The organism is Ginsengibacter hankyongi (assembly GCF_008710285.1).
In the GTDB taxonomy this organism is placed as follows: Bacteria; Bacteroidota; Bacteroidia; order Chitinophagales; family Chitinophagaceae; genus Ginsengibacter; species Ginsengibacter hankyongi.
The window spans coordinates 332,951-351,471 of record NZ_VYQF01000003.1 but is presented as its reverse complement, the minus strand read 5'-3'; the positions used below and the strand labels follow the sequence as shown (position 1 = coordinate 351,471).

Here is an 18,521-nt window from a genome sequence, read left to right as displayed (position 1 = left end):
ATTTTAAAAGAATTCTTTTATTTTTTCTTTTATCATATCCGGCATATCGCAACGCTTCATTGTTTTGGCATTCATAAAGTACAATGTTACTGTTCCGGTATTCAGCAATTCATTGTTTTCGTTATAAATTTCTCCGTGAAAAACTATTTTATGATGCAAAGGCATTTCCGTAACTTTTGTTACAACCGTTATAAGGTCATCGTATTTTGCAGGGCGTAAAAATTTTGTATGAATTTCAACAACCGGCATTATAACGCCTAACTCCTCAACACTTTTATAAGTAATGCCAAGGCTTCGCAATGCTTCTGTTCTTCCGATCTCATAAAACTGCGCATAGTGCCCATGATACACGAAACCCATTTGATCGGTAAGTGCGTAATGAATTCTTATGGGTGTTTTGTGTGTAAACAATGGTTTTTAAATTAAGAATTAAGAATTAAAAATTGAGAATGAAGAATGAATAGTTGGCGATGGCCTTACTTACCGATCATTCCATCTACACTAATTTTTCCAGGCCCGCAAAAAAGTATGGCTATTGAACAAGCGAGATAGATCGCGGCTCTTTCGCCTGCACCAAATATATCTCCATGATGCACTTTAATTAAAGCAACAGACATCGCAATCATAATGGGAATTACTGCAAGCCTTGTAAACAAACCAAGTATTAAGAATATAGAACAAAAAAATTCTGCAAAAATATCCAGCGAGAGTGAGAGGGTAGAACCGAGGCCGAGGAAATTTATAAAACTCCCTTTCATTCCGTGGAAATGAACGAGTTTGCCATAACCATGACTAAGCATTAAAACGCCCAGGCCTAAACGCAATATCAGCATCGAAAAATTGAAAGCACCTGCAGAGTATTTCGTCGAAAGAATTCTTTTCATATTTTTTTTACAATTGTGTTAACAAAGATTGATGCAATTTAAAGTGTTTTATTTTCATCAATATATTTATCGTTGAAGAAATAACTGGAATGGTGTTTGTACTTTTGCGCCAAAATTTAGGTTTTCTTTTTTTTATGTTATGCGCATAACATTATAAAAAAATTAAAATAATATAATTCATGAATCGTCTCCTTTTTCCTGTTGTCTTATTGCTTTTTACTCTTTCCTGTTTTTCCCAGGCAAATTATAATATAACTGATCCTGAAAAAGATTATAAAGAAGCGAAAGATTTTTTTATTAAGGATGAGTACAGCCTGGCATATCCTTTATTGAAAGGCTTACGGGACAAGTATCCTGAGAATACCGAAAGCAGTCATGCCTATTTAAACCAGGATCTTGAATATTATTATATTGTTTGCGGGCTTAAGCTTAACCAGGAAGTGGCGGAAGATCAGGCACACCGTTTTATTGATGCTGCCAACAACGAGCCAAGACAACAGATGATGAGTTATCATCTTGCGAAATATTATTTTACAAAAAATGATTTTGCCCGCGCAGTTGTTTTTTATGAAAGAGCCGGGTATGATAATTTAAGCAATGAAGAAATTGCGGATGCGAAATTTGAATTGGCTTATTCTTATTTTAGCCTGAAACAATTTGATAAAGCGAAACCTTTGTTTAATGAGATCCACCAGTTGCCCGATAATAAATATTATTATGATGCTAATTATTATTACGGTTACATAAGTTATCGCGATCGCGATTATGCTGAAGCATTAAGTTCATTTAAAAAAGTGGAAAACAGGGATAAGTACAAAGGGCTCGTTCCTTATTACATTGCACAGATCTACTATTTTGAAGGGAATAAAGATGAAGCTTTGCGCTACGGGCAGGATGCACTTTCACGCAATGATATTTATTATAGAAACGATCTCAATCTTTTAATAGGGCAATTGTATTTTGAAAAAAAGCAATTTGCCAAAGCGCTTCCTTTATTAAAAGAATATGTAGATAACAGCGATAAAGTTTCCAAGGAGATAATGTATGAGCTTAGTTATTGCTATTATGATGGAAACCAGGTGGAAAAGGCGATTGAAGGATTTAAGCAGCTAAGCAATGAGAAGGATTCTATGGGGCAAAACTCCATGTACCTGTTAGGAGATTTATATTTAAGAACCAATCAAAAGGAAAATGCAAGAAGCGCATTTCAATACAGCGCTAACAACAACAGTAACCGGAAACAGCAGGAAATTTCCCGCTTCAATTATGCAAAGCTTTCTTACGAATTAGGTTACCAGGATATTGCATTAAGTGAGATGAATAAATTCCTGGATTTATATCCCACTTCAGCATATGCAAATGAAGCCAAAGAAATTTTAATTAACCTTCTTGCCAATACCAATAATTATAATGATGCACTTGCCTTGTATGCATCGTTTGGAAAGCCAACGGCCACTATGCTAAGAGTATACCCGAAACTTTTGTTTGGCAGGGCAACGGAATATATTAATGACGGCAAAATAAATGAAGCCGATGACCTGCTGACAAAAATTATCAATGATCCAAATGCCGGCGAAGTTCTTCCTTTTGCCAATTTCTGGAGAGGCGAGGTTGCGTACAGGCTAAGCCGTTATGATGATGTAATTAAATACATGAATGCTTATTTATCATCCGGCGGCATACAAGGCGAAGCAAATCCTGATGCCGCAAAGTATACGCTTGGTTATGCTTACCTGGCAAAAGAAAATTATGCGTTGGCACTTGCTGATTTTAAACAAGTTGCTCCTGCAATCAGTTCTCAATCATCGGCCTTAAAACAAGATGCGTATGCGAGATCTGCAGATTGTTATTTTATGCAAAAGAACTACAGCATTGCAAAAACCATGTATCAAAATGTAATTAATAATGGCCTTCCACAAAGTGATTATTCCCTCTACCAAATTGCGTTAATAAGTGGTATTAATAACCCGGGCGAAAAAATCAAAACCTTTAATGCGTTGGTTCAGCAATATCCTAAAAGCGATCTTGTTGCCGAATCTTATATGCAAATTGCCAACGCATACATGGTGCAGGAAAAATTTAAAGATGCCATTCCTTACCTGAACAAGATTCTTGATGTTAAAGATGCGAGCGGCCAGTTTCCTAATGTCTACCTGAAGCTCGGGCTTGCCAATTATAATTTAAATAACAACGAAGAAGCATTAAAATATTACCAGAAGCTGGTTACGTTATATCCCCAATCACCACAGGCAGACGAGGCGTTGGATAATATGAAAAATATTTATGTAGAAGTTGGCCGCCCGAATGACTACGTAGATTTTGTTCAAAAGGCCGGAAAGGTTATCAGCATTTCAGAAGCAGATTCGTTAACTTATGCATCAGCCGAATTGAAGTATACTAACGGTGATTGCGCAGGTGCAATAACGGCGTTCTCAAATTATCTTTCGAAATATCCGCAAGGTGCTTATGCTTTGCTGGCTAATTTTTATAAGAGCGAATGTTATTATAAAAATAAAGACTGGCAAAATGCTTTACAAGGTTACCAGGCAGTTGTGAACCAGGGCAGCAGCAAGTATGCAGAAAAATCAGCTTATGCCGCAGCGCATATTTATTATTTTGAATTGCAGGATTACGCAAATTCAAAAATTTATTTTGCTAAACTTAAAGAGTTGGCAACCACACCAGAGAACCAATTGGAAGCTTTGCGTGGTTTGGTAAGGAGTTATTATCAAACAAAAGATTATACCCAGGCTAATGATGCCGCAAAAGAATTACTTACAAAAAAAGGACTAAGTACTGATGACAAGGCCGTTGCTAACCTGGTACTTGGAAAATCTTTACAGGCTAATAATCAATGCGAGCAGGCAATTGCAGCATTTAAAGAAGTTGCGGCAGTTAATAAGTCAGCGTGGGGCGCCGAGGCTCGCTACGAAATTGCCAATTGTTACCTGACACTCAACCAGCTTTCTGCAGCAGAAAAAGCGGGGCTTGAAGTAATTAAAGTAACGGGCTCTTACGATTATTGGGTTGCAAAAGCATACATTTTGTTAGGCGATGTTTACCTGCAGGAAAAAGATTATTTCAACGCGAAAGCGACTTACCAGAGTGTGGCTGATAATGCTACTATTCCTGAATTGAAAAAGGAAGCACAGGATAAACTAAATATTGCCATCAGCCAGGAACAACAAAATTCAAAAGTGGAAGCTTCGCCTTCAACAAAAAAATAACGCAAACTTTTTAAACAAATGCATTTATGTTTATGAAACTTTTTCAAAAATATCATTCGAAGTTTTTTGTTATTGCAATCTTTTTTTGTTGTAGCGTTAGCATTGCTAATGCCCAAAACGATACTTCAAGAAGGCAAACTATTGAAATTACTTCTTCTTATAAACCGGCATTACGAAATTCTGTTAAGATAAATTTATATGCATCGCCTATTACTGCCGATACAGCCAGGCCGAGGCTTGCATACAATATTCCACCGCAGAATTTATTCTTTGCTTACCAGCCCGTGTCATTAAAGCCATTGGCTCTTGACGCAGATACCACTTTGCAACTGGGCGACAGGAATCAATTGAAAGTTGGCTTTGGAAGTTTCGCAACACCTTATGTTTCCGGCGCATTTAGTTTTGGCGATGGCAAGAAAAACCTATTGAATGTTTATGGAAATTATATTTCATCAAGAGGAAATATTAAAAACCAGGATTTCAGTGAAATGAATGTGAGAGGAGATGGAAGCATTTTTACGCCAAAGAGCGAAATATACGCCCATGCTGCTTTTGCGCAACATGAGTATTATCAATATGGCTATAATCACGCCCTGGATAGTTTTGCTAAAGCTGATATCAGGAGAAGTTATCATGATCTTTCGGCAGGTATTGGATTTAGAAATATTGCCGTTAACGACTTGAATTTTATTTATGATCCGCACATGGAACTGCATGCATTTTCAAGAGGGGGTAAGGCAACAGAAACTACGTTACTGCTTAACCTGCCTGTTGAGAAAAAATTCAGCGATGCAGTTTCATTGAAAGTAACAGCCAAAGGCAACTTTGATAAATATCAAATTAAAAATTCAACGCAACAGGTTACTAATAATTTAGTGGAACTAACACCTGAGTTTGTGTATTATGGCGACAGGTTTACTTTTCATGGCGGTATTACGCCGGCGTGGAATAATAACGATGTAAATATTTTACCTAACATATACGCAGAAGCGCAGTTACAGAAAAACGTGCTGGTAGTTCAAGCAGGCTGGATAGGAAATTATATTGCCAACAGTTTCCGTACCCTAAGCGCCGAAAACCCATACATGCAGGATCCTGCAGACTTTAATAACACAAAACAAACGCAATATTATGGTGGGGTAAAAGCAACGGTGGGCAATCATTTCAGCTTTAATGCGCGGGCTGCTTTTATAACTTATAATAACATGCCATTGTTTATAAATGATAGCCTTGATGGAAAAAGTTTTTATATAAAAGATGAAAGGAGGATTGATAACCTGCAGATTCATGGCGATATGAATTTTATTAACCAGGATAAATTTACCCTTACCGGCGGGCTCGATTTAAATACCTATACTGGCCTGCTTGATAATGCGAAAGCATGGGGATTATTTCCTTTAAAAGTTACAGGCTCTCTGCGGTGGAATGCTTTCAAGCAAGTTCTTATAAAAGGAGATCTGGCTGCATTTTCAGGTGCCAAAGCTTTATTGAGCAACGGCTCGCAGAAAAATTTAAAAGGTGGTACAGATATAAGTGCAGGAGCTGAGTTTAAGATCAATAAACAATTTAGTGCTTGGCTTGATTTTGATAATCTTCTTAATAGCAAATACGAGCGCTGGAGTAATTATCCTGTTTATGGATTACAGGTAATCGGCGGAATACTTATTCATTTCTAGTTTTTTATAACACGAATTTGATTCACGAATTGCACGAATTAATTTGTGCCGTCAATTGCATCTTATAAAATAGTTTGTCATCATTATAAATTATAGATATTTGTGTGAATTATGCAGGATCTTATCGCTTCATATTTAATACAAAAGAAGGAATGCCATCTTCCGCTCCTGGGAAATTTCATAATTAAATCAGTGCCCGCTTATTTAGATGTTGCTAATAAAAAAATTTTCCCTTCAATCGATGAAATTGTTTTTAGTGAAGATGAAAATTATCTTTCCGAAGGATTAAAAGAATACCTTGCTCAACTTCAACATATCTCATTGCAGGAAGCTGAAGAAAAAATTAATAACTGGAGTCTTCATGCGAAAATAAAGCTGGACCTAGGGGAGAGAATTGATTTCGCTTCAGTTGGCAGTCTTCAAAAAGAGGCCTCTGGAAATATTTTATTTGACCAGGAGAATGATTTTAATTTTTATGAGCCTGTTACTGCAGAAAGAGTAATTCATAAAAATACAGAACATGCAGTGTTAGTGGGCGATAAGGAAACGACGTCTGTTGTAATGAATGAATTTTACAAGGATGATATAGTTATAGAAAAAAAATCTTCCTGGAAAATATGGGCCATTGTTTTACTGTCGATTGCTTTACTTGTCTTAATAATTTATTTTTATAATCATTCATTTTCTGTGAATGGAATAGCCAACAAAACTGCATTTCCGGTTCAGGAGCCACCCGCTACTTATTCTGTTCCTCAATAAATTATTTTTTCAAAAAAGCCAATTGCCCGCGATGGTAAGAGAGGTGATTCGTTCTGCTTATCAGTACATTCAACCTGTTTCTGTGAGGTTCTTTTTTAAAATCTTCTTCGTTTACGGAAGTATGTTTTTGAAACCATTCTTCGGATGTGAACTGGTTGAAATGTTCGGATAATTTTGAATTTACTTCATTCCAGAGATTTCTTAAATCATTGATGGAAGTTTTTGGAAGGCCCGATTTATCAGGATTTGTAATAAAGATATCTTCCAGGTGCGGATGCATTTTTTTACCCAAACCTAATAATGGAAATAAAGCATCGTGTACGGCCACGAGGTGCCCCAAAAGATAAACACCGGTGTTTCTGCCGGGTGACACTTCCTTTGAAAGTTGATCGTCTGTTAATTCATTCAATAATGTATTAGTTCTTTTCAATTCTATATTCCAGGCATCCAGCACCATTTTAATTACTAACTCAGTTTTATTTTCCATTGAATTTTTTTGTGTATAAAGTTACATGCGAAAGTGAGATTAAATTTATTTTATTTTCATAGCATTACTAACGGTTATCTCAAGAAGAAGTACAACTGCGATTCCTGCGGTGTACATAACAAGATCGGCCCATCCGAACGATGTGCCCATAATTACACGTGCAAGTTGTGACCGTTGCAATCCAAGTTTATTTATAATATGGAAATATTGAGAGAGTTCTATAATATATGAAAAAAGCAATACAGCAATAGCCGTTGGTAGTGTGGGAGTATTTATAAAGGATTTTATAAAACTGTAAATTAAAATAACCACTAATAAATCTCCAAAGTACGGACGGATGATTTCATCATGAACGAATAAAGCAATTATGATTTCAGCAAATAAAATAATTATTGCTATTATAAAATAATAGGTGTTGAACCTAAAGCGAATACTCATCAGTCAAAAAGATTCATTTATTTTAAAAAGGCCGGAATGGCGCCGGCCTTGTTTAAACCTGGTGTAACTAATGCCAAATTTACTTTTAATAAATCTTTCATTTCTTCAATTTTAATTATAATGTAAAATCGCTAGGTCAGTGGGATGAAACCAATTAACCTAATTTAACAGTCTTGCCATTGTTATCAGAAGCAGTAACCGGGCTCTGGTTAACTGAATTTCTGATTACTTCTTCCCGTTGTTTTTGATTTACATCATTTGTAGCATGTGAGAGTTGAATGGCACACATTACCGGCAAAGAAACCGATACAATTAATAGTTGCATTGCAAACCATAAATTTTTAAGGGTGCTTAAATTGAATGTCTTTTTCATTGTTTTAATTTTTAATTTTTTAAAGTTTATTTGTTTGGCTACTTACTTTCTATTGTGATGCCAAACTGTAAAAAATTAAAAATCAATGAGTTACGAAACCCTTACTGTAAGAGGATTGTACGAATCCGTACAGATTTATATTAATAGCGGACAGTTTAGGGGAAAAGTTTGTCGAAATTAATGTTGTTGGCGAACGTTCCGCGTCCGATAATATCTTGCTTTAAGAATTATTATCTCTTATTGTCCTCAATTTATTTATTGTATCGTTCGAAGAATAAAAAGGATTTATACGATCAGAATTCTAGTCTCCCTCAAACTCCGCAGGTCCACCAACTCCACATAATCTCAAAGCCAGCTCGTTCCCAACACCATCTTCTTTTTTAAAATACATTTTCTGTTGCGGAACAATTATTTTACCGTTAGCATCGGTAACGCTGTAATCAACTTCATATTTATTTTTTAATGCAATAAAATTTAGAAATGCCCTTGGTATGTTACCGTTAGTTTCATCTGCAAAATCAATATCGCATCCCTTCAATTCTTTTATAATATTTTTTTCCATTGAGGCATTCAAACCAGACGCCGATAGATTCATCTTAACTGTAAACCCGCTAAAAGGAATTAACTGTGGATATTCTTTAAAAAAATTGTATTTCATATTTTCTGCCTTGTCTTTATCACCATCGTGCAGATAGCTCCTGGCAAGGCTTTCATACAGTCTTGCTACAAATAGCTTTTCATGTGCGGTATCTAATAAAGCAGTGTTTAAGATATTTTCAAAAGTTTGTTGGCTCTCCTTATAATTGCCCGCTTCGTAAGAAAATTCGCCATAAAAAAGCTGCATGTATCGTACGATATTTTTTCGTTTCTCACTGGCCTCTTTTTGTTTGTATATTTCTGCAAAATATTGTGGGCTTATATTTTTCATCATGTTTAAAATTTCGTCAAAGCCGATCACATTTTCACTTGCAAATATGTTATAAATTACCTGCTCACGTTCAGGATTACCCGCTAATTCATTCACCAATGCAAATTTTAAAAGAAACTGCTCACTGCTTAAGGCGGCTATTTCTGAAAGGTCACTTAAGGAGTACCACCATCCTTTATTTATAAATTTAATCCGCTGAATTTTATTTTTTGCAAGCAACAATTTTATCACGTTCACGGCAAAGTCGTATTGCGATTGTCCCAGCGTTGTACCGATATGAACCTCTTTAAATTGTGCCGCTTTGTTAATTGCCTTCTCACAACTATCGAGTTGCCCATTGTATAAATAGCTTCTTGCCAATGCAATATTGTACCACCCAAAGCCGGGCGTAGAGCCATTTGTATTGATGATACTGTTTGTTTCATCAATGGCCTCTTTGCTTTTCCCGCTATTAATAAAGAGTGCAGGAAGAAAATAATAAGATTCAATTAACCTTTTATCAAATGCGTATTTATCATTTTCAAAATTGGTAATTGCCTCCGCAAAATTGCCTAACGTGTTTTGAAAGTGCGCATAGTTGTTGTATGAAAAGCCCCCGGTTTGTTTGAGTATATCGTAGTATAAGCCCGCTGAATCTATATTCAATAAATAATTATGAATGATGGCGAGATAAAAAATAGAATTGGCATCTCCACCGGCAAGTGCTGCGTACAAATGATTTAAAGCAAGTTGCTCATTGGCTTCAACAGAATTTTTTAAGAATGAATATTTATGGATATAAAAGCGATTGCGGTGAATGGTCCACGCTGCTTTAATATTATATTCCATAAAATCATTTCCCGTATTCCAGCTTTGAACCCTGTCTAAAATCCACATGGCGCTATCAGGCTCTTCCACATTAGAATAGCTGTCGTACAAGGCATTGCAGAGCTGTACAATATCAGATTGTGCAAAACTATAACGGCCGGGAGTTAGAACAGTTTTAAGATCGTTTTTATAATTTCTTTCAAATAATAAAAACGCTTTTTTTAAAGGTGCTATACAGTTTTTATAACCAAGGTAGTCTGCAGCCCTGTCGTATTTAAACATTCCTTCGTAATACCAGCCAACATAGTAAGTGCTGTCGAGCCTTATAAACTCACGGCTTCGGGGCAAAGCATCTTTATCATAAAAATTTACGCCAATGCGCTTGGCGTCTATTTCATAACGTGCTTTATTTTGCGAAAAAGAATGTTTGCAAAACAACGTCAGTACAACGAGGAAAATATAATTTGCGAACCGGAGCATCAATCTTTAACTTAATTAATTTTTAATTTTGAAAGCCGGTCCATTTCTGCAAGAGCAATATTATTAAGTGCACTTACTTTAGCTTCTTTATTCCGGTAAATAAGCCTATGGTGTAATACAGGCTGGGCAAGATCTTTTACATCATCTTCTGTTACGTAAGTGCGGCCATTCACCAACGCATAGGCCTTGAGGCATTTCAGAAAAATAATACCACTACGGGTAGACGCAGCTAAAACTATATCCGGAGTTTTTCGGGTAGCCCATACAATGTTCCGTACTGCTTTTATTATTTCTTCGTGCACGAATACATTTTCACATTGCTGCTGCAGGAATAGAATTTCATGAATGCCCAGCACCTGCTTCAAGTTATTGAGGTTATTGTTAATTCCGAGATAATCCTTATAAATATCGAGCTCCGTTTCCTCATCAACATATCCGAAAACAATTTTTATAAAAAACCTGTCAAGCTGTGCCGCAGGCAGGGGATAAGTCCCTTCCATTTCAACGGGGTTTTGTGTGGCAATTGTAAAAAACAGTTCGCTTAGCTTATAGGTAATTTCTCCCATTGTAATTTGGTTTTCTGCCATACATTCCAGCAAAGCTGATTGCACTTTGGGTGAAGCCCTGTTAATTTCATCTGCCAATAAAATGTTGCAAAAGAGTGGCCCTTTTTTAAAAATGAATTCTTTTTTTATATCATCAAAAATATGAGTGCCCAAAAGATCCATTGGCAATAAGTCCGGTGTAAACTGGATGCGTTTAAAGCTTACACTATCGCCTGCCGTTTCTTCTGAAATGCTGTGTGCAAGCGTTTTAGCCATAACTGTTTTCCCGGTGCCGGGATTATCTTCCAGCAAAATATGCCCTTTGGCGAGCAATGCAGTAAGCACAAATTTAATCTGGTTGCGCTTGCCTTTTATAACGGTTTCAATATTATCGGTAAGGCGCTGTATATTCTGCAAAGCAGTTTCGGTATTCACTGTCTCCATCATTTATATTTTTGGTTTTGAGAAAAAGTTTATGGTTCTGTAATAATTCAAAAATTTAGAGAAACGTTCTCTAAAAGGAATTTTATTTTTTACTGTTTTATAAAAAGTGGGATAGAAATTTTGCACTACATTCTCATCAGAATGAGTCAATGGTTCTTTAGAATATTTGCTTTTCAGATATACCAGCATAAACGAATAAAAATTTGTTTTAAAATGTGCGTCAATTTTTTCTTTTGCAAATTGGGTTGGCGACATTTCATCTCTTGAATAGCCAAGCTGGTTACAATAATAAGCCGCTGCATTGTATGACCAGTAAGCTTTTTGCCGAATTGCTTTTGTATGTCTTGCTTTATAGTTAAACCATTGAAAGATGAGCCAGGGCAGGCTAAAGATCAAAAGAATAAATAATGCAAGAATTGAAATAGCAATCCATATAATTTTTGTAAGACTTGCTGGCTGTTTTTTGATTTCTTTTGCGATCTGTTGCTGTTCTTTGGTAGAATCAATAATTTTTATCTCATCAATGGGAGCGGGTGTAGGAATTTTTTCAACGATTTCTTGATAACTATTACTGTCTTTCAATGAAATATTTTTAAACTGGTCAGAAAAGGAGAGGGCTGTTATTTCGTTTCCTACCTTTAATTCACTAAGGGGAACTTCACCGCTGTCCCGGGTTATAGTTGCAAGCGAAACATCCATGTTCAGCGTTACCGGTTTTTTTAAATCAAATGTTTTATCATGATAAATCATTTGACTAACGGACATATCTACTCGCTTCTTAAGTGTGTCAACGTCGATTACTTTTCCATGTGTTACAAACAAAGCTGTTTGTACAGTTATTGGAGGCGTTCCATCAGGAGCAGGGGCTTGTTGTTGTTCTGTACTGGGAATAGTTGTATCGAAATCGAGCCAGCCGTAACCAGGAAAATAAACCTGCGTCCATGCGTGTGCCTGGTCTTCGTAAAACCAATACCAGCCTTTGTTCTTGGTGCTTCTGTCCATCGTTAAAAAGCCGGTAGAAACACGGGTTGGAATCCCTAATGCTCTCAATAAAAAAAGTGTTGCGCCTGCATAATATGCACAATATCCTTTACGGTTTTGAAATAGAAAATAATTGAGTTTGCTGGCACTTGGTAGTCCTGGTACGCCGGGATTGTCTGTGTATTTAAATAAAGGCTGCCCGGTTTCATCGGTGCTTAAAAAATAATTTCTTACTGCAATAATTTTATCAATAGGTGTAGTTGCATTCTTCGTTATTTCTTTTGCCAGAGCTCTTATTGAATCAAAATCATCACCTTTTGGTATGAAAGTGTAATAACTCATAAACGCAGAATCTTCATTATTCCAATTGGAAATTTGGCGCAACAAATTAAATCTTTGAGTTTGAAAATTTTCCAGCACTTTATTGCCAGCGGGATTGTACACAAAGTAAGCGCTGTTAAGATCGCTCACCATCATTTTGGCCCTGTAAGCACTTTTAAATTGTTGTTTATATTCTTTCTCCACTGCAATGGGCTGGCAGAAAAAAGCGGTTGCAGGGGCTAAAAATTCTTTTGGTGATAGCAGCGCTTTATATACCTCAGTACTTACAACTTTTTTATCCAGGTATCCTTTGCTTTTAAGTAAAACAGATGAATCCGTTTGGGTAAAGTACAACGGAATTTTTGACGGATCAGGCTGAAATAAATCGTTCGAAGGCATCAGGCTATCTACTTCCAGTGTTTGCGTAAGCGTATCAAATTTTGTATAATAATCGTAAGTAAAGTACAGGGGGTTGGGCAAATCAGTTTTAGGAAAATAATTATCCAGTTTTGCGATAAACACCAATCTTTTGGTAGAACTTCTTCCTCCGCTTAATCCCATTTGTTTTTTATTGCTTACAGTTCCGTCTTTATTTTCCTTTGTAAGGCTTTCTTTATTGGGTGTCTGCGTCTCACTTTTGCCACCACCATATTGTTGTTCAATAGCCAGGAAATCTTTTTTATAAAATGAAAAAATTAATAACAAAATAATTCCTGCAGCAACTACAAACCCCAACAGTTTTTTTACAATGAACCATGAAAAATTGGGCTCATCCTCATTCATGTTTCTTACTAACTCTGCCGTGTACACGATGTAAAATGAAAATACTAACACCGGAGCAAAAGCCAGCACTAATTTTTTTGCAGTTATATCTGAGGTATTGCTTATTACAATAATCTGCAACAACATTATTAATGATGAAAGAATAACAGGAAACCACCGCAACCTTGCAAAGCCCCATCCTGCAAGCCATCCGGTAAAAAACAGGAATGAAAAAATATAAAATTTGGTTATGGCATAAAATGCCGTGAATTCACCTGTGTAAATATTACTTACTATTTTGCCTATAATAAAAAGTAACAGCAGTAAAGGAAGAGTAGTAGTAATAAACCGGAAACGAAAACTATAAAACAAACAACCTGCAATAAGCCCCGTAGCTAAGAAAAGACTTTCAGTCGCCCATTGACTTTCCAATACTCCATAATATTCATTTAAATGCCAAAGCAGGTATGCACCAATGGCGATCGCAGGAATTATCAATAATGTAATTCTTGCAAATATTTTTTTAGCGCTATATTTTTTTTCGATTTTCATTTGCCTCATCCTACGTTCTCCGGGGAAGAAGGAGTTTGTTTATGATTAATTCGTTTAGCGTGAATCCGGCAACCAGCATCAGGCTTCCAGTATCAAACTTTCACATTCACTTATCTTCAACAATTCTTTTATGTTTTTTTCATTATCCAATATTTTTTTTCGCAAAGGCGAAAGGGTAAAAGCAAGTTGCATTTTCTCTGAACTATTCTTTTCAGGGTTTATAAAAATCCATTGAAGCCAGTCAGTTACTTTCATTCTTGAAAAACTCTTACTTAGCTCAATGAAAACAACAGTAAGGGTTTTACCCGTTTTTTCAAGAACATCTTCCAGTTGTTTTGCATCTGTTAATGATGAAATACATAATACAGAAGCATATTGTTTATTAAAATAAGTATCCAGGTTATTTTGTTTTTGCCACGACGATGTGCTGATAATGTATTTTGTTTTTTGTATAACATCATCAGCATAAAATGTTTTTGTTTGCTGGTCGGGAATATATTGTATCAATTCGCTTTGGCGATATAATTGTTCATATACATTCCATACAAATGTTTTAAAATCATCAAGAAACACAATGTTAAATTCTTCATATACATCGTTACTCACAGCATTGTAAAATGAAGCATAAAAATAAATGTGCGATGCATAAGGATCATTAGTCTCCGGTATCCTTACAACTAATTCTTTATTCTTTGCATAAATCTTCCAAACGATTCTTCTTACATCATCATTGGTTTCAAAATTTTTATAGTTTAAATATTCACCTTCTACTTTTCTCATTTCCTCAATTCTCATATTGGTATCTTCTGTTTTTTTAGGCTGAACAATAACCTTTGGTGTAGCAGCTTTGAGCGGTTGTGTATAAAAATTACTGTTAACTGAAAGCTGTGAAGTAAAAGAAAAGAACTGGAAAAAATCTTCAAAATAAATAATGCCGCTGCTTATATCGTACTCTTTAATATTTTTTAAAGGCCAGTTATATACGCCTTTTGTTTGCATTGAAAAAAGATGTTTTTTGAGCTCCATCCTTATCGGTGCAAATTTTGGTGAAATATTATTTTTATCATAACAGAGGCGTAAACGAATATATCCGAACAATGGTTTGAATATTTTGGAAATACTTATTTCTACCAGTTGCTTGTCGCTTACGCTTTGCGTGCTCGTCTTTATATTTAGAATACTCTTCTTATTTTTTTTGCTGAATAAAAAAAATATCCAGGAAATAAAAGCGCTGAAAAAAGACAGAACGAGAATTCCTAAGGCAAACCAGAAAGTAACCGTAATAAAAACATTTATGATTGCGGTGCGTGAGGTTTCAGGAACAGCATTATTTTTTAACAGCCAACGATAGGCAAGCAGCAGTGCAATTAGCAAAAGCAAAAAATGTATCCTGAAAGGAACAAAAAAACCAATACGCCTTATTTTTTCTCTGATTGCTGCGATATTCATTTCCGGTAAAATTCATTCAAAATAAACATAAAGAAAAACAAAATCTTTTTCCAGCATTATATATAAAATGCAGGATTGAAGATTTTATATTTTCTTTGTACGAAGAGGAACAAAATGATTTTGTATGATGCATGCCCTTGTTGCGGGCAAAAAAATATTGCTTCGGTGCTTTCTGCTGAAGATTTTACAGTTTCCCACGAAGGATTCGAAATCTGGGAGTGCAGTGATTGCACCGCCAGGTTTACTCAAAACGTCCCGGACATTAATGGAATCGGGCCTTATTACCAATCTGAAAATTATATTTCGCATAGCGACACTAAGGAAGGGATTATTAATAAGCTCTACCATCTTGTACGAAACCGTACGCTTATTCAAAAGCGAAACACTATTAAAAAATTTACCGGTACATCCAAGGGAAGTATACTGGATGTGGGTTGTGGAACAGGAGCCTTTTTGCATACCATGCAACAAGCAGGGTGGGAGATTACTGGTTTTGAGCCGGATGAAACCGCGAGGCAGAAAGCTAAAGAATTATATCAATTGAATTTAGAAAGCCCGGAGAAGTTATTTTCATTACCTGCTAAAAGTTTTGATGCCATCACCCTATGGCATGTGTTGGAGCACGTGCATGACCTTCATAATTATATAAAAAGATTAAAGGAATTATTGAAACCGGGCGGCAAACTTTTCATTGCCGTTCCTAATTACACCAGTTACGATGCGAAAGTTTATAAACAATGTTGGGCTGCTTATGATGTGCCAAGACACCTGTATCATTTTTCACCCGCTTCGATGCATAAATTATTATCAATTCATGAAATGCATATGGTTGAAACAAAGCCGATGTGGTTCGATAGTTTTTATGTAAGCATGCTAAGTGAAAAATATATGACGGGTAAATCGAATATTTTGAATGCTTTTGTTATTGGAGCAATTTCAAATTTTAAAGCAATCTTTAACAAAGAAAAATGCAGTTCGGTAATTTATATCGCCTCATCGTAATTTCCAATAATCAGAACACGCTCAAGCTAAGGATTATTCAATTTCACCTCAAATAACTTTGGCCAGTCTTTCCCGGTAATGTATAATTTTTTTGTGGTGCTGTCGTACGCAATTCCATTTAACACTGCTTCGTCGCCAACCTGGTCATTTGGATCATATTGATGTAATAGGCCCGTAAGATCCATTATGCCGACCGCATGACCATTCGATGTGTCAATCTTTATAATATGATTGTTATACCATCTGTTGGCAAAAACATAACCGTCGATGTATTCAAGCTCATTAAGGCTATCAAGTTCGCCGGTATTGTCTGCAACCGTAAGTATTTTTATGGTCCTCATTTGTTTTGAAGCTTCATCTGGCCGAACATAATATAATTTTGACGACCCATCGCTTATAATAAGATTGTTACCGTCGTTGGTAAGCCCCCATCCTTCTAAACTCCAGTTATAAGTTGCAATAGGATGCATAATATCATCCAAATTATACACAAATATTTTATGGTTCTGCCAGGTAAGCTGATAAATTTTATTTTTAAAAATGGTAATTCCTTCACCAAAAATAGTTGGGTCGGGGATAACATATTTCTTTTCAGGAGTGCCGGTTTTAATATCAACTATGCGTAACGACGATATCTTTGGCTCACCCGTGCCTTCATATAATTTTCCTTTATAAAACTGAAGCCCCTGCGTAAAAGCTTTTGGGTCGTGAGGATAAACGCTATCTACGGTAAATGTAATTGGCTCGGGTGGAGGAATATTATTCGGCCGGCTCACAGGCAGGCTGGTATCTATATCGGGAGTCGAATTATTATTACAGGAAAATAACAGCACAATAAGTGCAAACGGGAGTAGCTTTCTAATCATTATGTATTTAATAAGCTGTAAAAATAGTAAACGCCAGTGTTCTACATGTTAATTCCCTTATAAAATGTTTTTACTGAATGTTTTGAGATATGGGAAATTTGTTCTTTATTTGTGTTTTAAACCTCTGTTACAGCCGCTAACTTTCTTTCAAAAGTTTTTACTGGATTCAACTAAGGTTATACAATTTTTCCATTTATCCCTTGTATTATTCAATTCTATGTAATTCCTGATTCAGAATTCCTATGTAATCCCGCTTACGACATTTTAGGATAATTCTGAAACACAACAGGGATAATGAAATTTATTTTTACTTTTATTTGCTTAAGCTTTACACTCTTTGCAACGGCACAACGATGCGGGACACCTCAATATGCAAAGCAAAATAATTTAAACTCCTTTCTTCCATCTACAGCAACAACCAGCGATCCTTTAAGTCGCGATACGCTTCCAAATGAAGTAATTGTAGTTCCGGTTGTTATTCATGTGTTATATCATTCAAGCGCTCAAAATATACGCGACCAGCAGGTTTTATCGCAATTGACTGTTTTAAACAATGATTACAGGCGCCTCAATGCTGATGCTGTAAATACTCCCGCACCTTTTAAAAGTGTAGCCGCAGATGCAAGAATTGTTTTTTGCCTGGCAAAAGTAGACCCCAACGGACGATATACTTCGGGGATCATCCATAAATATACCAATTCAGATTTATTCCAATCTGATGATGAAATGAAATTTTCTTCAACTGGGGGCGACGATGCATGGGATTCAAAAAAGTATCTAAACATTTGGGTATGTAATCTTTTCGGGCGCACTTTAGGTTATGCTGTTATGCCCGGCGGCCCCGCCGAAAAGGACGGTGTGGTAATTCAATATACTGCATTTGGAACATTAGGTACCGTTATTGCGCCTTTTAATAAAGGGCGCACTGCAACGCACGAAATTGGTCACTGGCTTGGTTTAAAACATTTGTGGGGTGATGCTGAATGCGGAGATGATGGTATTGCAGATACACCACCGCAGGAAACCAGTAATAGTAACTGTGCTACATTTCCGCATTTATCTTCATGTTCTATTAATTCCTACGGTGATATGTTTATGGACTTCATGGATTTTACAGATGATGCCTGTATGAATATGTTTACTCAAGGCCAGAAAAATGAAATGAGGGGCTTGTTTGCTTTAGGAAATCCAAGAAATTCTTTTTTGAATTCATCTGTTTGTGACAGTTCACTTGCGCAGGGCGGTCCACTTCCTAAAGATTCGACTACGAATGCAAATAGCATCAACGTATCAATTTACCCTAATCCATTCAGCAATCAAATAACCATTAAAGCTAAAACCGAAGCTGAAATTAACGGCAAAACTGTTAAACTTTATGACGTAACGGGTAAACTATTTCTCACGCAGACAATCAACGCTCAAACCACATCAATAAACGTAACCAGTCTTCCGTCTGGAATGTATTTTCTTAAAGTGGAGGGTGGAAATGTACCGAAGGTTTTCAAATTAATAAAACAAAAAAATGGAGGGCTTTAAAGGA

Annotated in this window: 15 protein-coding genes; 5 read left to right on the top strand and 10 right to left on the bottom strand. The window is 36.1% G+C overall.

The genetic code is table 11. The annotated features are described in order from the left end of the window. Positions 1–3: 3 nt before the first annotated feature. Both FW778_RS13810 and FW778_RS13805 read right to left on the bottom strand, forming a co-directional pair. Positions 4–411 (bottom strand): acyl-CoA thioesterase, encoded by a 408-nt coding sequence (locus FW778_RS13810; protein ID WP_150415342.1) that lies wholly within the window; start codon positions 409–411, stop codon positions 4–6. 65 nt (positions 412–476) lie between these two features. Continuing rightward, the gene (locus FW778_RS13805; RefSeq protein ID WP_150415341.1) at positions 477–884 is read right to left on the bottom strand and encodes a DoxX family protein; all 408 of its coding nucleotides are present in this window, start codon (positions 882–884) and stop codon (positions 477–479) included. A gap of 179 nt (positions 885–1,063) precedes the next feature. Here FW778_RS13805 and FW778_RS13800 point away from each other — a divergent pair, with 179 nt between their 5' ends. From FW778_RS13800 to FW778_RS13790, 3 genes are all read left to right on the top strand, one after another. Further along, entirely contained in the window at positions 1,064–4,111 is a 3,048-nt protein-coding gene (locus tag FW778_RS13800; protein ID WP_150415340.1) for a tetratricopeptide repeat protein, read from the top strand. Positions 4,112–4,143: 32 nt separating this feature from the next. Continuing rightward, the gene (locus tag FW778_RS13795) at positions 4,144–5,787 is read left to right on the top strand and encodes a TonB-dependent receptor (protein WP_150415339.1); all 1,644 of its coding nucleotides are present in this window, start codon (positions 4,144–4,146) and stop codon (positions 5,785–5,787) included. A 111-nt stretch (positions 5,788–5,898) separates the two neighbouring features. Beyond that, positions 5,899–6,546, top strand: coding sequence for a hypothetical protein (locus tag FW778_RS13790; protein ID WP_150415338.1), 648 nt, complete (start codon positions 5,899–5,901; stop codon positions 6,544–6,546). Between the two features lies 1 nt (position 6,547). Here FW778_RS13790 and FW778_RS13785 read toward each other — a convergent pair whose 3' ends face one another. The 7 genes from FW778_RS13785 to FW778_RS13755 all read right to left on the bottom strand — a co-directional run bounded on the left by FW778_RS13785 (position 6,548) and on the right by FW778_RS13755 (position 15,113). After that, positions 6,548–7,033: a DinB family protein gene (locus tag FW778_RS13785; protein ID WP_150415337.1), complete on the bottom strand. Its 486-nt coding sequence runs from the start codon at positions 7,031–7,033 to the stop codon at positions 6,548–6,550. A gap of 45 nt (positions 7,034–7,078) precedes the next feature. Further along, positions 7,079–7,471, bottom strand: coding sequence for a ribosomal maturation YjgA family protein (locus tag FW778_RS13780; RefSeq protein ID WP_150415336.1), 393 nt, complete (start codon positions 7,469–7,471; stop codon positions 7,079–7,081). Positions 7,472–7,625: 154 nt separating this feature from the next. Beyond that, positions 7,626–7,844, bottom strand: coding sequence for a hypothetical protein (locus tag FW778_RS13775; RefSeq protein ID WP_150415335.1), 219 nt, complete (start codon positions 7,842–7,844; stop codon positions 7,626–7,628). A gap of 301 nt (positions 7,845–8,145) precedes the next feature. Next, positions 8,146–10,059: a tetratricopeptide repeat protein gene (locus tag FW778_RS13770; RefSeq protein WP_150415334.1), complete on the bottom strand. Its 1,914-nt coding sequence runs from the start codon at positions 10,057–10,059 to the stop codon at positions 8,146–8,148. 11 nt (positions 10,060–10,070) lie between these two features. Further along, positions 10,071–11,051, bottom strand: a complete 981-nt coding sequence (locus tag FW778_RS13765; RefSeq protein ID WP_150415333.1) for an AAA family ATPase — start codon at positions 11,049–11,051, stop codon at positions 10,071–10,073. Beyond that, positions 11,052–13,664 (bottom strand): transglutaminase-like domain-containing protein, encoded by a 2,613-nt coding sequence (locus tag FW778_RS13760; RefSeq protein ID WP_202552241.1) that lies wholly within the window; start codon positions 13,662–13,664, stop codon positions 11,052–11,054. Between the two features lie 78 nt (positions 13,665–13,742). Next, positions 13,743–15,113, bottom strand: coding sequence for a DUF58 domain-containing protein (locus tag FW778_RS13755; RefSeq protein WP_150415331.1), 1,371 nt, complete (start codon positions 15,111–15,113; stop codon positions 13,743–13,745). 75 nt (positions 15,114–15,188) lie between these two features. Between FW778_RS13755 and FW778_RS13750 the strand changes: the two genes are divergently transcribed. Then, on the top strand, positions 15,189–16,115 hold the full coding sequence (locus FW778_RS13750) for a class I SAM-dependent methyltransferase (protein ID WP_235906257.1): 927 nt from the start codon (positions 15,189–15,191) through the stop codon (positions 16,113–16,115). 26 nt (positions 16,116–16,141) lie between these two features. On the opposite strand, the gene FW778_RS13745 is transcribed toward FW778_RS13750, so the two are convergent. Beyond that, positions 16,142–16,981: a glutaminyl-peptide cyclotransferase gene (locus FW778_RS13745; protein ID WP_150415330.1), complete on the bottom strand. Its 840-nt coding sequence runs from the start codon at positions 16,979–16,981 to the stop codon at positions 16,142–16,144. Positions 16,982–17,275: 294 nt separating this feature from the next. On the opposite strand from FW778_RS13745, the gene FW778_RS13740 reads away from it, so the two are divergent. Then, on the top strand, positions 17,276–18,517 hold the full coding sequence (locus FW778_RS13740) for a T9SS type A sorting domain-containing protein (RefSeq protein WP_150415329.1): 1,242 nt from the start codon (positions 17,276–17,278) through the stop codon (positions 18,515–18,517). Positions 18,518–18,521: the final 4 nt, after the last annotated feature.